The sequence below is a fragment of the Phycisphaerales bacterium AB-hyl4 genome, assembly GCA_041821185.1.
GTDB lineage: Bacteria > Planctomycetota > Phycisphaerae > Phycisphaerales > Phycisphaeraceae > Natronomicrosphaera > Natronomicrosphaera hydrolytica.
Genome location: JBGUBD010000004.1, coordinates 38,245 through 51,947 on the forward strand (window position 1 = coordinate 38,245; position 13,703 = coordinate 51,947).

13 protein-coding genes and 2 tRNA genes are annotated in these 13,703 nt (G+C 64.5%); 12 read left to right on the forward strand and 3 right to left on the reverse strand.

Annotated elements, in window-relative coordinates:
• Nucleotides 1-156: 156 nt before the first annotated feature.
• On the forward strand, nucleotides 157-792 hold the full coding sequence (locus ACERK3_06780) for a hypothetical protein (GenBank protein MFA9478001.1): 636 nt from the start codon (nucleotides 157-159) through the stop codon (nucleotides 790-792).
• Nucleotides 793-876: 84 nt separating this feature from the next.
• On the opposite strand, the gene ACERK3_06785 is transcribed toward ACERK3_06780, so the two are convergent.
• The gene (locus tag ACERK3_06785; protein ID MFA9478002.1) at nucleotides 877-1,857 is read right to left on the reverse strand and encodes an MBL fold metallo-hydrolase; all 981 of its coding nucleotides are present in this window, start codon (nucleotides 1,855-1,857) and stop codon (nucleotides 877-879) included.
• Between the two features lie 311 nt (nucleotides 1,858-2,168).
• On the opposite strand from ACERK3_06785, the gene ACERK3_06790 reads away from it, so the two are divergent.
• The 3 genes from ACERK3_06790 to ACERK3_06800 all read left to right on the forward strand — a co-directional run bounded on the left by ACERK3_06790 (nucleotide 2,169) and on the right by ACERK3_06800 (nucleotide 4,961).
• Nucleotides 2,169-2,456, forward strand: coding sequence for a hypothetical protein (locus tag ACERK3_06790; GenBank protein ID MFA9478003.1), 288 nt, complete (start codon nucleotides 2,169-2,171; stop codon nucleotides 2,454-2,456).
• 163 nt (nucleotides 2,457-2,619) lie between these two features.
• Entirely contained in the window at nucleotides 2,620-4,221 is a 1,602-nt protein-coding gene (locus ACERK3_06795) for a hypothetical protein (GenBank protein MFA9478004.1), read from the forward strand.
• Complete coding sequence (locus ACERK3_06800) at nucleotides 4,218-4,961, forward strand: DUF4159 domain-containing protein (protein ID MFA9478005.1); 744 nt, start codon at nucleotides 4,218-4,220, stop codon at nucleotides 4,959-4,961. Before ACERK3_06795 ends, ACERK3_06800 begins: the two co-directional genes overlap by 4 nt.
• Before the next feature lie 65 nt (nucleotides 4,962-5,026).
• Here the strand turns inward: ACERK3_06800 and ACERK3_06805 are convergent, their stop codons facing one another.
• A complete protein-coding gene (locus ACERK3_06805) occupies nucleotides 5,027-6,139 on the reverse strand; it encodes a 3-deoxy-7-phosphoheptulonate synthase (protein MFA9478006.1) in 1,113 nt (370 codons plus the stop codon).
• Between the two features lie 160 nt (nucleotides 6,140-6,299).
• Between ACERK3_06805 and ACERK3_06810 the strand changes: the two genes are divergently transcribed.
• From ACERK3_06810 to nusG, 8 genes are all read left to right on the forward strand, one after another.
• Complete coding sequence (locus ACERK3_06810) at nucleotides 6,300-6,482, forward strand: hypothetical protein (GenBank protein MFA9478007.1); 183 nt, start codon at nucleotides 6,300-6,302, stop codon at nucleotides 6,480-6,482.
• Nucleotides 6,483-6,543: 61 nt separating this feature from the next.
• Complete coding sequence (locus ACERK3_06815) at nucleotides 6,544-7,230, forward strand: DUF1028 domain-containing protein (protein MFA9478008.1); 687 nt, start codon at nucleotides 6,544-6,546, stop codon at nucleotides 7,228-7,230.
• A 384-nt stretch (nucleotides 7,231-7,614) separates the two neighbouring features.
• A tRNA-Thr gene (locus tag ACERK3_06820) sits at nucleotides 7,615-7,687 on the forward strand.
• 128 nt (nucleotides 7,688-7,815) lie between these two features.
• On the forward strand, nucleotides 7,816-9,024 hold the full coding sequence (tuf, locus tag ACERK3_06825) for an elongation factor Tu (protein ID MFA9478009.1): 1,209 nt from the start codon (nucleotides 7,816-7,818) through the stop codon (nucleotides 9,022-9,024).
• A 107-nt stretch (nucleotides 9,025-9,131) separates the two neighbouring features.
• Nucleotides 9,132-9,314, forward strand: a complete 183-nt coding sequence (rpmG, locus tag ACERK3_06830) for a 50S ribosomal protein L33 (protein ID MFA9478010.1) — start codon at nucleotides 9,132-9,134, stop codon at nucleotides 9,312-9,314.
• Nucleotides 9,315-9,408: 94 nt separating this feature from the next.
• Nucleotides 9,409-9,481, forward strand: a tRNA-Trp gene (locus ACERK3_06835).
• 113 nt (nucleotides 9,482-9,594) lie between these two features.
• Entirely contained in the window at nucleotides 9,595-9,999 is a 405-nt protein-coding gene (gene secE / locus ACERK3_06840; protein MFA9478011.1) for a preprotein translocase subunit SecE, read from the forward strand.
• A gap of 57 nt (nucleotides 10,000-10,056) precedes the next feature.
• Nucleotides 10,057-10,713, forward strand: a complete 657-nt coding sequence (gene nusG / locus ACERK3_06845) for a transcription termination/antitermination protein NusG (protein ID MFA9478012.1) — start codon at nucleotides 10,057-10,059, stop codon at nucleotides 10,711-10,713.
• Between the two features lie 83 nt (nucleotides 10,714-10,796).
• Here nusG and mutS read toward each other — a convergent pair whose 3' ends face one another.
• Nucleotides 10,797-13,619: a DNA mismatch repair protein MutS gene (gene mutS / locus ACERK3_06850; protein ID MFA9478013.1), complete on the reverse strand. Its 2,823-nt coding sequence runs from the start codon at nucleotides 13,617-13,619 to the stop codon at nucleotides 10,797-10,799.
• Nucleotides 13,620-13,703: the final 84 nt, after the last annotated feature.

Sequence of the window (13,703 nt, forward strand, 5' to 3'; positions counted from 1 at the left end):
AGTTTCGAGTTTTTATTAAGGGGTTTCGAACGCCAACTCGAAACTCGAAACGCGGAACTCGAAACGCTCGGAATTGACCCCCCCTGCCCGGTTCGTACAATGACGGCTGCCGTCGCGGGCATACCTTTCCTTTAACTCAGGTTACGACGGAGCTGCATGGTGCATAAGACGACATTGCGAGGCTCGGGGCTGCTGGCCGTGGTTGCGTTGGTGTTCGGTACGCTGGGGCTGGCGGGGCCGGCGGCGGCGTATCCGGAGCCGGCGATGGTCAGTCCGTCGTGGGCGTTGGAGTTTGAGTATCGGACGCCGCAGGCGATCTCGGTGGAGGGTGTCGACGGGACGCCGCGGTGGTACTGGTACATGCGCTATAAGGTGACGAACCATTCGGGGGACGATCGGCTGTTCATCCCCGAGATCACGGTGGCGACGGATACGGGCAAGATCATCGACACGGGGGCGAACGTGCCCGCGTCGGTGTTTCATCGGATTCGCGAGCGCGAGCGTGATCCGCTGCTGGAAAGCCCGGTGGACGTGGTCGGCCGACTGCTCCAGGGCGATGACTATGCTCGGGAGAGCGTGGCGATCTGGCCCGCGCCGCGCGAGCCGGTGAATCAGTTCCGCATATTCGTGGCTGGGCTCAGTGGCGAGACGGCCAGTACCGAGCATCCGGTGACGGGCGAGACGGTGATGCTCCGTCGAACGCTGATGCTGACGTATCACCTGCCGGGCAGGCCGAGCACGCCGCAGCGACAGCCTGTGGTCTTTGAGGATGAGCGAGACGTGATGCGGTGATGGGCGAGACGGGGAAATTTCGGATTTGGGATTTCGGATTTCGAATTTGAGATTTTGAGCGGTGCGGTGGGGTGACTGGTCAGATCATTTAAAGCCCAGGGGCCATTGGGTGCGTTGGACGCATCGCAGTGGTCGTACGGGGACCCAGCGCGTGCGGCGGCGCTGCTCGGTGAGCACGACCCTGCGGGCGAGGGCGGGCGACCTTTCGAAGACACGACGCACTTTCATTGGATGATTGCACTGGCTTGAGCGGTGCAGCAGGATCACATGGCGAGGGTTGCCATGCGGACTTGCGGCGGCGATGCGCTGCACGGCGTCGTACGCCTGTTCGTTGGAGAGGTGGCCGGAGTCGGACATGTTGCGGCGGTTGACGAACGTGGGTCGCGAGCTGTGGATGGTCATCTGCTCGTCGTAGTTGGATTCGATGGCGAGCAGGTCGACGCCGGCGAGGTGGTCGACGACGCTGGGGGGCATGTGGCCGAGGTCTGTGGCGTAGCCGAGCGAGGCGTGTGGGGCGTCGACGCGGAAGGCGATCGTGCCCTGGCGGTCGTGCTGACAGCGGGCGGTGCGGACGGTGATAGCGGGTTGGCGGTCGATCGGCTGGAACGGGTCGGCGTCGAAGGCGCGGGCGAGGCCCGCCTGTTCGAGGTCGCGGCCGAGCGGGAGCAGGTGCAGGTCGTGGCGGTGCCAGTGGTGGAGGTGGACGGGGATGCGGCGGTCGATGAGGTGGCGGGGCCACGATCGGCGGAAGTGATCCTGGTCGAGGTGGGTGAGGCAGACGGCGTCGATGTCGTCGAGCGAGAGGCCGAGCTGGGCGAGGCGGCGAGCGGTGGTGCGCGGGCCGAAGCCGAGGTCGATGAGCAAGGTGGCGTCGGCGAAGCGGACGACGGTGCAGTTGCCGCCCGAGCCTGAGCCGAGGACGCAGACGCGGAAGGCCTCGCGCTGCGGTCGGCGGACGGCGGCGCGGCGTTGCGGCGTCGGCGACGTTCGCGGCGCGGTTGCGGCGTCGAGCGAGCCTGCACCGCTGAGGGCGGCGAACAGAGGATGGCAGTCGGTGTGAGGCATGGCAAGGCGAAGTCGGTGTCCGCGAGGGGACCGGCCTATTATACGGACTGAAACGGTGTGAAAGCAGTGCGATTATGCGGGCTGGGCAAGGTGGCGCGATGGGGCAAGGCGGCCGTGGCGGGTAATGCCGGTTTTTTGAAGATGCGGCTCGCCTGGCGCGGGGCAATAAGTAAAATGGGCCGATAATGATGTGATGGTCGCAGTTTCGACTGATGCACCCCGCTGGTCCGATGTTGGGGGATGTCGACCCGTTTGTAGTGGGTCGGACCGCGGAGTGGGTGTTGTGTGATTGACGAGCGAGGCGAACGACCATGGAAGTAACTGTCACGGGCGTCCGTATGGCTGTGAGAAAGATTTGTTTTTGTGCTCCGGTGCTTGCGCTGGTGGGTCTGGTCGGGTGCACGGCCCCGCGGAGCAATGAGATTGTGCTGATCGAGCCGACCTATTCGTATCATCGCGACCAGGCGGCGGCGTCGCATGAAGTCGCATGGCCGGTCGTGGCGACCCCGTTCGCGGACCGCCCTGCTTCGACGCGGCTTCATTGGGCTGAGGCGAGCGATCGCGATGCGGACGAGATGAGCTGGCAGCGCGTGCGGTGATGGTGGGGTTGCGGGGGAATCACATTGGATGATGGGGTCGGCGTGGGCGGGGCTTGGCCTGCTGGGGTGTTGTTGTGCGCGGAAGAGCGCGGGGCGAGCACCGCGGCTGAATGTTGCAAGTAGGCGGCCGCGTGGGGTGGGCGCGGGCTCGTATGATGGGGGGATGTCACGAACGTTGTTGACAGTCGACGCGGCGGGCGGCGCTGCGGACGTGAGCGAACCGCTGACGATGCTTGCGAAGCGTCGCCAGGTGGTGTCGCAGCGCGCGGCGGCGGTGCGGCTGGCGTGGCTGGGGGCGGCGGCGCTGCTGGTGGTGCTGGTGACGGACGCGGCGTTGGGGCTGATGGGGCTGACACGGCTGGCGGTGATGGGTGGATTGCTGGGCGGCGTGACGGCGGTGGCTGCGGCGTGGTGGCGGCGGCCGAGCGAGCCGAACGCGGCGACGCGGCAGCGGTTGGCCCGTGAACTCGATCGACAATCGACGGTGTCGCAGGATCGGCTGGTCAACGCCCTGCTGTTGAGCGGCGATGCGGCGGATGCGTCACATGAACGTGACCCGTTTACGCAGGCGCTGGCCCGGCGCGGCGTGCAGCGCGGTGCGGCGGCGATGAGTGAGTTGGACATTGAGGCGGCGGTGGATCGGTCCGCGATGCGGCGTGAGGCGGCGCGGCTGTGGGCGGTGGCGGTGGCGTGGGTGGTGGTGCTGGCGATACAGCCGGGCGTGGTTGGGGTGGGGTTGAGTCGGGTGGCGATGCCGTGGGCGGACGTGCCGGCGTTCAGCCTGACGCGGTTGACGGTGGTGGTTGAGCCGACGTGGCCGGGGGGGCCGGGGGTGGGGGAGGATGTCGAGGTGCAGGTGACGGTTGGCGGGGTTGTGCCCGAGGGTCCGCCGACGGTTGTGGAGGCGGGCGGGGGTGGATCGAGGGGCGAAGCGCGGCGGTGGGCGATGCGGTCGGTGGGTGGTGATGCTGATGATGAGGCGGCCGCATGGCGGCATACGTTTCGCGCGTTGGATGAGCCGATGCGGTTTCGCGTTGAGGCGGGGGCGGCGCGGTCGCGTTGGATGGTGATTCGTCCGGAAGCGAGTGAGCCGGTGGCGGATGCGGCGGAAGAGGCGCGGCCGGGCGATGATGATGCGGAGCAGCCCGCAGAGGATGGGGCGGCGGACGAGGCGGCGCTGGCGGAGCATCTCGCGGCGTTGCGTGCGTTGATGCATGAAGCGTCGGCGTTGCGCGATCTGGCGGAGGCGATGGCGTCGGCGCGGGGGCTGGATGCGGCGACGTCGCAGGCAATGCGGGATGCGATGGACGAGCAACTCGGGACGTTTGTCGATGATGCGGCGGCGCTGGCCGAGGCGGTGGCGGCGCTGGCGGCGGAGGTGGACGAGCCGTTGCGGGGCGCGTTGCTGGCGTTGGCTGAGCGGCTGGGCGAGCCGGCGCTGGCGGAGGTGGCGGTGGGCGGTGTGATGGATGGCGACGATCGCCTGGCCGAGTTACAGGCGGCGGCGGAAGCGGATCGCGCTGCGCTGGCGGCGCATGGGCAGGGGTTGAGCGAGCGGGCCGAGGGCACGTTGCAGATGGATGGTGATGCCGAGCCGGCGACAGTGTGGGCAGACCCGGCGGCGCGAGGGACGTACGATGTAACCATCGACTCGGCCGACGACGAGCAGGCGGCGATGCGAGCGATGACCGAGCAGGCGCCGCGAGCTTACCGCTCGCTGGTGGAGCGATATTTCCGGGCATTGAACGAGGAGCGTTCGCGATGAGTTGTCGATATCGAACGACGGCCGGGCTTGTGAACCTGCCCTCTGACTTGCGCTCTCGCCTGCGCCTGCGGGCGTGGGCGATGCTGGTGGTGGCGATGTGTGTCATCGGCGGTGTGACGGATGCCGTCATTGCCGAGCCGACGGTTGAAGGCGAGGTACGGGTCGCGCTGTTGAGCTACGGCGACGGGCAGTCGGCTGAGTGTTTCGCGACCGGTTTTCTCGACCTGGTGGCCCGCGAAGCCGAGCTGCCGGTGCAGCGGACGTTCGACGAAGTGGCGCTGGCGAGCGATGAGCTGTTCGACTATCCGTTCGTCGTGTTCGCGGGCGAGGGGGCGTTTACGCTCAGCGACGCCGAGCGGGCGAACCTGGGCTCGTACATTGAGCAAGGCGGGTTCGTGCTCGCGTCGGCTGCGTGCTCGAACGCGGATTGGTCCGCGAGCTTTCAGCGGGTGATGGTCGAATTGTTCGGCGATGCGCCGATGCAACCGATCGCGAGCGAACATGCGATTTACCGCACGCTCTACGAAATCGACCGCGTGGAGATGCGCCGCGCGATGCCCGCGACGGTCGCGCCGATGCTCGGCAGGTCGATCAACGGCACGCTGCGGGTGGCCTTCTCGCCCGTGGGGTTGAACGACACCGACAACGCCGGCGGCGGCTGCTGTTGCTGCGGGGGCAATGAGATTCGCAACGCCCGGCTGATCAACGCCAACCTGCTGATTTACGCGTTAACGCATTGATGGTCCCACTCAAGCGCGGGTCCAATACGGATTGGACATGAATCTCGGGTGCGGACGCGGGCGTTTTACCCCAGGCGGTCGTAGGCTTGCTGGAGCAGGGCTTCGGTTTTCGCCCAGCCGATGCAGGCGTCGGTGATGGAGATGCCGTGCTTGAGCTTGCTCTTGTCCGCGGGGATGGACTGCTTGCCTTCGTGGAGGTTGCTTTCGAGCATGGCGCCGATGATGGGCGATCCGGACTTCCGCGAAGCTTCAGTCCGGCTTGCAGCGCGTTGTTCGAGGATGGACTGCCAGACGACTTCCTGCTGCTCATGCTTTTTGTTGGAGTTGGCGTGTGAGCAGTCGATCATGAGGCGGGGTTCGAGGCCGGCTTCGCGGAGGCGGGTGGCGGCGTCGGCGACGTTGTCGGGGTGGTAGTTGGGCTTGCCCGTGCCGCCTCGGAGGATGAGGTGGCCGAAGGCGTTGCCGCGGGTGGCGACGATGCACGATCGGCCGTCTTCATCGATGCCGAGGAAGTGGTGCGGGCTGCGTGCGCTGGCCATCGCGTCAAGGGCGACCTGGAGCGAGCCGTTGGTGGCGTTTTTGTAGCCGACGGGCATGGACAGGCCCGAGGCCATCTGGCGATGGGTCTGGCTTTCGGTGGTGCGGGCGCCGATGCTGGCCCAGCTGACGAGGTCGTCGATGTACTGGGGGGTGATCGGGTCGAGCATTTCCGTGCCGGTGGGCAGGCTGAGGGCGTTGACGTCGAGCAGGAGCTTGCGTGCGAGCTTGAGGCCTTGCGCGAGGTCGAAGCTGTCGTCGAGGTGCGGGTCGTTGATCAGGCCCTTCCAGCCGATGGTGGTGCGGGGCTTTTCGAAGTAGACGCGCATGACGATGAACAGCCGATCGGCGAAGCGTTCGCGCAGCTCGGCGAGCTTGCGGGCGTATTCCATCGCGGCGGAGACATCGTGGATCGAGCAGGGGCCGACGACGACGAGCAGGCGCGGATCTTCGCCGCGGAGGATGGCCTGGATCGCACGGCGGGCGTCGATGACCGTGCGGTGATGCACCGCGTCGGCGGGAAACTGGCGCTCGAGCTCGCGCGGGCCGGTCAGCGGCGTGGTGCCGGCGACGTTGACGTTCTGCGTCGGCTCGTGGCCGGTCGCGGGGGCGTTGATGGCTTGTTCGCCTGCCTGCGGCACGATGGGGCTCCTCCCAAAAATCAGTCGATGCGTAGTGGTCGGCCGGTTGAGCCGAAACGACCATTATACCGCTGACGGGCCGCATTGCACTCGGCCGGGCGAAGGGTGACAATGTCGGCCCGGATTCCGGCGACGATTCCCCCCCCTGCCGCGTCTACCCATGCTGACCCAACGCTACGGCCTGTACATCATCCTCACCGGGCTGCTGATCATCGCGGTCGCGATCGCCCTGCTGGTCGCGGTCGACGGCTATACGCTGCTACTGCTGCTGGGCGGGTTCAACGGCCTGCTGGTGGTGCTCGCCGGCGTATGGATGTGGACGGTCGACCAATCCACGATCTGACTTTTTGCACGCCACGCGGCGAAAGGCTGCCTATCATCCCCGAAAAGGAGGTGAGGCTGCCATGACATTTTCCATTTGTGCACATTGCCCGCGGACGGGGCAGGTCGGCGTCGGTGCGATGACCGCCATGCTCGGCGTGGGCAAGCTCGTCAGCCACGCGCAGTCGCGCGTGGGCGCTGCGGCGTCGCAGGCGTTTATGAACCCGTACCTCGCGATCGACGGACTGGCGTTGCTTGAGAAGGACATGACTGCCGAGCAGGCGCTCGAGCAACTGATCGCCATGGATCCGGGCCGAGCGGGCAGGCAGTTCGGCATCGTCGACACGAAGGGCAACGCCGCCGCCTGGACCGGCGACATGCCCCAGGACTGGAAGGGCCACCGCACCGGCAAGAGTTGGACCGTGCAGGGCAACCGGCTGGCCGGGCCGGAGGTGCTCGACGCGATGGTGGAAACGTTCGAGCAGAGCGAAAATGATGAGCTTGTCGAACGGCTGCTGAAGGCGTTGGAAGCGGGCGAGTCGGCGGGCGGCGACACGAAGGGGCACCTCTCCTCCGCGATACTCGTGATGGACACGGAGGCGTACCCATTGTGGGAGATGCGCATCGACCACGACGACGACCCGGCCGGGGCGATCCGCAAGCTGTACGACGATTTTCGAGAAAACCTGCTCTGGCAGATCAAGAAGATGCCCACCCGAGCGAACCCGACGGGGGCGTTCGACTTCGAGGATGACATCGAGTGCACGTGAGTGTGGGGGCTGGAGACGCGGAGCGACTGAAGTCGCTCCGCCTTCCGCCACACCCCCCCAAGCCCCAGGCCTCAGGCCTCAAGCCCCAGGCCTCACAAGCCCCAGGCCTGAAGCCTCAAGCGTGGTCGACGGACATGAAGCTTGTTTGACTTGCCATAGCAGCGGTGATAATGTTTCGTTCTGTAACTCGGCAATGGCGTGCGCGCTGTTGCCGTGGTGGGTGATTCGGACGTTGCAGGGGCGCGAATTGGTCGACGACGCCGATTCGGGCCCCTTGTCAATCGGTGCCAACTCGGTACCATTGCCCGGCTTGAAGGCGAGTTACTTGCCAGGGGCCGGGACTTGAGGCTTGCAGCGTCTGGTCATGGCCGACGAGTTAGCGGCGCCACCCTAGCTCAGTTGGTAGAGCACACCCTTGGTAAGGGTGAGGTCGTGGGTTCGAGTCCCATGGGTGGCTTTGTCGAAGGAATGCTGGTTTGTGATTTGCTGATTGCTGATGGCGGCGAGGTGCCGTGATCCGACATTCAATCAGAGGTCAGAAATCAAACATTAGAAATCAACATCCTTGATGGAGGTTCGTAGACGATGGCGAAAGGTGTATTCGAACGTAAAAAGCCCCACGTGAACGTTGGCACGATCGGTCACGTGGACCATGGCAAAACCACCCTGACCGCGGCGATCACCGCAACGCAGGCGGCTAAGGGTCTGGCGACCTTTAAGGCCTACGACGAAGTGGCCAAGGCGTCGGAAAAGGATGGCCGTCGCGACCCGACGAAGATCCTCACCATCGCCACCAGCCACGTTGAGTATGAGTCGGATGCCCGGCATTATGCTCACGTCGACTGCCCGGGTCACGCGGACTATGTGAAGAACATGATCACCGGTGCCGCCCAGATGGACGGCGCGATTCTGGTGGTCTCCGCAGCCGACGGCCCGATGCCCCAGACGCGTGAGCACGTTCTGCTCGCCCGCCAGGTCAACGTGCCCAAGCTGGTGGTCTTCCTGAACAAGGTTGACCTCGTCGACGACACCGAGCTGCTCGACCTCGTCGAACTGGAAGTCCAGGAGCTGCTGACCAAGTACGACTTCGAGGAAGACACGCCCATCATCAAGGGTGCTGCGTTCCCCGCGCTGAACAACCCGGACGACGCGGAAAAGACCGCGTGCATCCAGGAACTGCTCACGGCGTTGGACACGTGGATTCCCGAGCCCGAGCGCGAGATCGACAAGCCGTTCCTGATGTCGATCGAAGACATCTTCTCGATCAAGGGCCGCGGCACCGTCGCGACCGGCCGTATCGAGCGTGGTGTGGTCAAGGTCGGCGACGAAGTCGAGCTCGTGGGTCTGAACGAAGCCCCGCGCAAGACGGTCATCACCGGCGTCGAGATGTTCAACAAGACGCTCGACTCCGGCCAGGCCGGCGACAACGTGGGCGCCCTGCTGCGTGGTGTGGAAAAGGACGACATCGAGCGTGGCCAGGTTCTGGCCAAGCCCAAGTCGATCACGCCTCACACCAAGTTCGAGGGTGAAGTCTACGTGCTGACCAAGGAAGAAGGCGGCCGACACACGCCGTTCTTCTCCGGCTACCGCCCGCAGTTCTACTTCCGCACCACCGACGTCACGGGCGCCTGCAAGCTGCTCGGCGGCGCCGAGATGTGCATGCCCGGCGACAACGTCACGGTGGAAGTGGACCTCGGCCAGAAGCCGATCGCCATGGAAGAAGGCCTCCGCTTCGCCGTCCGCGAAGGCGGCCGAACGGTTGGCGCTGGCGTCGTGACGAAGATCCTCGAGTAAGTGCAATCAACGCAGGTGTCAGGGGTCAGGCGTCAGGTGTCATGTATGACATCCGCCGTACTGACCCCTGACGCCTGATTCATGATCCCCTGAATTCTGGTGCAATCATGGCCAAGCGAAAGACCGAAGCCCGCGAGTACGTCTGGCTTCAGTGCTCTGAAACCGGTGACCTGAACTACCGCACATCGGTGAACGTGCGCGGTGGCCTGCCGGAGGAACTCAAGAGCGGACTGAAGAAGTACAGCCCCAGCTTGCGTAAGCATACGGTGCATAAGATTAAGCGTAAGTGATAGATTTGGTGACGTGGTGATTTGGCGATTTGGTGATGTAAGGCTCTGTCTTGAACTTCACCAAATCACCACATCGCCAAATCACCAGATACGTACGCCAGTAGCTCAATTGGCAGAGCATCGGATTCCAAATCCGAAGGTTGGGGGTTCGATTCCTCCCTGGCGTGCTTGAATGCAGTTACCGCAATAAAGCCCACGGTTGTAGCGAGCTGTCGCCAGACGGCGAGTGAATCCGTGGGATGCCCCTTTACGTGACGTATCAATCGGAACCTTGCACACCATGGCATTGGCGATCTACAAACCGGGACAGGGCTACTGGACACGCGTGATGAGCGCGATCGGCGCTGCGACGCTCGTGCTCACGGGCGTCGGCTGGTTGTGGGCGCAGTTTCAGATGTGGTTCTCCGGTTCGGAGAACTTGATTTACTACCAGGGCGGCATGGCCGTGGGCATGATCGTCTTTTTCGGCGCGTTGCTCTACTGGCTGCTGAACAAGCCGCGTATCGCCGACTTCATGATCGCCACGGAAGCGGAGATGAAGAAGGTCAACTGGCCGACCCGCCGCGAGGTGATCGGCTCGACGTGGATCGTCATCTGCGGGGCGATGCTGATGGCCGGCTGGCTGTGGGTGTTCAACCTGGTCTTCGGCTGGTTCTTCCTCCAGATCGACATCCTCGAAGGCTGACCCGTCGGCCCGATGCCCATGACTCCCGCGATTCCAAACCGAGAAATGTCTTCCATCATGGCCGACGAACAGCAATCCGAACAAAACCAGCCTGAGCCGCAACAGCCTCAGGTCGAGACGCAGGACCAGATCCCCGAAGAGGAGCCGATGGTCACGCCCGGCATGAACTGGTTCGTGCTCCGCGTGGCGTCCAACAAGGAAGACTCGGTCCGCCAGACCCTGCTGCGCAAGATCAAGATCGAAGGCTACGAGCACCTGGTCAACCGCATCCTCGTCCCGACGGAAAAAGAAAAGACGATCAAGGGCGGCAAGCAGCGGATCATCGAGAAGAAGCTATACCCCGGCTACGTCTTCGTTGAGATGAAGCTGGAGAACGACGGCCGCATCCCGCAGGACGTGTTTTTCCTGATCAAGGAAACCACGGGCGTGGGCGATTTCATCGGCACCGCCGGGCGACCTTCGCCGATGTCCGTGCCCGAGATCGAGAAGATGCTCCAGGCCTCCAAGCCCGCCGAGGAGCAGCCACAGGTCAAGATGGAGTTCGCCAAGGGCGACCACATCAAGATCCGCGAAGGCCCGTTCGAGAACATGGAAGGCACGATCGACGAGGTTCTGCCCGATCAGGGCAAGGTCCGCGTTATCGTCACCATCTTCGGCCGAGCGACGCCGATCGAGCTGGAATACTGGCTCGTCGAACGCGCGGGCGAAGAGTAAGAATCGTAAGCCGACGACAAACCTGCATACCTCACGAACGCCCATGCTCGATGCATGGGCGTTTTTTTGCGCGACGATGGCGATCACGCGTCGGGGGCGTCTTCAACCTGCTCGCGCAGTTGGCGAAGGATGTCGAACGCCTGCATGGGCGTGAGCTGGGTGAGGTCGACCTGCCGCAGCGCGTCGATGGCTGGGTGGTCGACATATTCGGTGAACAGCGGCAACTGATCGCGCTTCGCTGACGAGCCGGCTTTGGTGCGGGCGGCGGGCGTGGGCGCTTTTTCGTGGTTGACTGCGAGCTGGCTGAGCAGCTCGTTGGCGCGGTTGACGACCTGTTGCGGCAGGCCGGCGATTTTGGCGACGTGGATGCCGTAGCTGCGGTCGGTCTTGCCGGGGGCGATGCGGTGGAGGAAGACGATCTGGTCCTGCCATTCGCGGACGGTGACGTTCAGGTTCGTCACGTTGTCGTACTCGTCAGCCAGCGCGGTGAGTTCGTGGTAATGCGTGGCGAAGAGGCATCGCGGGCCGATCTGCGCAAGGTGCTCCGCGAGCGCCCATGCGAGCGAGAGGCCGTCGAGGGTGGACGTGCCGCGGCCGATCTCGTCGAGGATGACGAGGCTGCGGTCGGTGGCGTGGTGGCAGATGTTGGCGGTTTCGGTCATCTCGACCATGAACGTGGACTGGCCGGTGTGCAGTTCGTCAGACGCGCCGATGCGGGTGAAGATGCGATCGCATAGGCCGACGGTCGCGCTGGCGGCGGGCACGAAGCTGCCGGTGTGCGCGAGCAAGGTGATCAGCGCTGCCTGGCGGATGTAGGTTGATTTGCCCGCCATGTTCGGGCCGGTGATCAGTGCAAGCGAAGCTTGCGGTTTCGAGTTTCTAGTTTCGAGTTTCGAGTTGGCGGATGCCTCTTCCGACGAGGCGGGGCTGTCATCTGAACTCGAAACTGCCGTGCCCAATGCGACATCGTTGGGCACGAATTGTTCGCCGAGCAGCTCATCGAGCACGGGGTGTCGGCCGGCGTCGACGTGCAGCACAGGCTCATCGACAATGGTGGGCTTGACGTAGCGATGGCGTACAGCCCGGCGGGCGAAGCAGCCGAGCGCGTCGAGCTCGGCGACCAGCTCGGCGAAGCGGTGCAGGCCGACGGTCTGTTGCCGGGCGAGTTCGCATAGCTCAGCGAACAGCGCCTGCTCGCGAGAGACGCCTCGGCTTTCGGCACTGAGCACTTTCTGCTCATATTCCTTGAGTTCGGGGGTGATGAATCGCTCGGCGTTTTTGAGGGTTTGCTTGCGTGTCCAGTTGTCGGGTGCTTTGTCGCGGTTGGCGCGGGTCAGTTCGATGTAGTAGCCGAACACTTTGTTGTAGCCGACCTTGAGGCTGGGCAGGTCGGTGGTGTCGATGAGCTCTTTTTGATAACGGGCGAGCCAGTCGTGGCTGTCGCGTTGGAGGTTGCGGTACTCGTCGAGCTGGCTGTCGTAGCCATCACGGATGAGGCCGCCGTCGCGCAGGTGGCCGGGCGGCTCTTCGACGCAGGCTTCGGTGATCTGGTTCGCAAGCGATTCGAGGGGCTCGACCAGCGAGTCGACAGGCGCGTGGTAGTGGGCGACGGTCGGCCGATCGGCGAGCATGCGTTCAAGCTGGCGGATTTGCGCCGCGCTGCGGCCGAGCGCGACGAGGTCGCGCGGCGTGGCACGGTTGACCGCCAGGCGAGCGGTGATGCGCTGCACGTCCTGCACGCCGTCGAGCGCGTCGCGTAACTCGTCAAGAAAGCGGGCGTCGTCGACGAGCGCTCCGACGACACGCTGGCGATGCTCGATCGGCTCGCGTTCGCGAAGGGGGTAGCAGAGCCAGTGTCGCAGCAGACGTTTGCCCATCGCGGTGACGCAGCTACTACCCGCTTGCAGTGTGGCGAGCAGCGAGCCGGCGACTTCGCCGCTGCGCAGTGTGCGTTCGACTTCGAGCGATCGCAACGACGTCTGGTCGATGACCATGTGGTCGTTGCGGACGAAGCGGCGCGGGGGTTGGAGGTGGGAGAGTTTCGAGTTGCTGGTTTCGAGTTTCGAGTTCGAATTGACGTCGAGGCATTGGGTTTCGAGGAGGTAGTGGACGATTGCGCCGGCGGGGGCGAGGGCGAGGTCGTCTTCCTCGAAGCCGAAGCCGGTGAGCTGGGCGACGCCGTACTGTTTGCGGAGCTGATCGACGGCTTCTTCCTGTCGCATCTGCCAGGCGGGGCGCGGGGTGAGCGAGCAGTTGAGCGTGTCGGCAAGCTGGCGGACGCGTGCGGGCGGCTCGCCGTTGGCGGTCTCGCAGTAGATGAGTTCGCGCGGGTGGACGCGTGCCAGTTCGTCGATGAGCTCATCAACGTCGAGCGTGGCGACGTGGAACGTGCCGGTGCTCAGCTCGGCCCAGGCGATGGAAGCGATTTCGGATTTGGGATTTGGGATTTCGGATTTGGCGGACGCGCGGGCGGGGCCGTGGAAGACGACGGCGGCGAGGGGGTTTTCCTGTCCTTCGTCGAGCAGGGACTCGTCGGTGATCGTGCCGGGGGTGACGACGCGGGTGACGTCGCGTTTGACGACGCTGCCGGAGGCTTTGGCTTGCGCGGCGTCTTCGACCTGCTCGCAGACGGCGACGCGGTGGCCAGCCTGGATCATACGGCGGAGGTAGCCTTCGACCGAGTGGTACGGCACGCCCGCCATGGGCACGCCTTCGGTGCGCTGGGTGAGGGTGACGCCGAGCACTTTGTGGGCGAGCTTCGCGTCATCGTGGAACATTTCGTAAAAGTCGCCCATGCGGAAAAACAACACGCAGTGCGGGTGCTGCTGCTTGAACCGCTGGTACTGCTGCATCGCGGGCGTCAGTGCCTTGGCTGCTTTCACGTTGTTCGGGGCCACCTGGCTCATAGCCAAGCAATTTACCGCTTCGCGTGGTCTACGGCGAATCACCGGCGTTGTCGCTCGGCTCGCGTTTGACCGAACACCTGCTGG

Coding starts and splice junctions, on each gene's coding strand:
- ACERK3_06780 (MFA9478001.1), top strand. CDS start 157: ATGGTGCATAAGACGACATTGCGAGGCTCGGGGCTGCTGGCCGTGGTT.
- ACERK3_06785 (MFA9478002.1), bottom strand. CDS start 1,857: ATGCCTCACACCGACTGCCATCCTCTGTTCGCCGCCCTCAGCGGTGCA.
- ACERK3_06790 (MFA9478003.1), top strand. CDS start 2,169: ATGGAAGTAACTGTCACGGGCGTCCGTATGGCTGTGAGAAAGATTTGT.
- ACERK3_06795 (MFA9478004.1), top strand. CDS start 2,620: ATGTCACGAACGTTGTTGACAGTCGACGCGGCGGGCGGCGCTGCGGAC.
- ACERK3_06800 (MFA9478005.1), top strand. CDS start 4,218: ATGAGTTGTCGATATCGAACGACGGCCGGGCTTGTGAACCTGCCCTCT.
- ACERK3_06810 (MFA9478007.1), top strand. CDS start 6,300: ATGCTGACCCAACGCTACGGCCTGTACATCATCCTCACCGGGCTGCTG.
- ACERK3_06815 (MFA9478008.1), top strand. CDS start 6,544: ATGACATTTTCCATTTGTGCACATTGCCCGCGGACGGGGCAGGTCGGC.
- tuf (MFA9478009.1), top strand. CDS start 7,816: ATGGCGAAAGGTGTATTCGAACGTAAAAAGCCCCACGTGAACGTTGGC.
- rpmG (MFA9478010.1), top strand. CDS start 9,132: ATGGCCAAGCGAAAGACCGAAGCCCGCGAGTACGTCTGGCTTCAGTGC.
- secE (MFA9478011.1), top strand. CDS start 9,595: ATGGCATTGGCGATCTACAAACCGGGACAGGGCTACTGGACACGCGTG.
- nusG (MFA9478012.1), top strand. CDS start 10,057: ATGGCCGACGAACAGCAATCCGAACAAAACCAGCCTGAGCCGCAACAG.
- mutS (MFA9478013.1), bottom strand. CDS start 13,619: ATGAGCCAGGTGGCCCCGAACAACGTGAAAGCAGCCAAGGCACTGACG.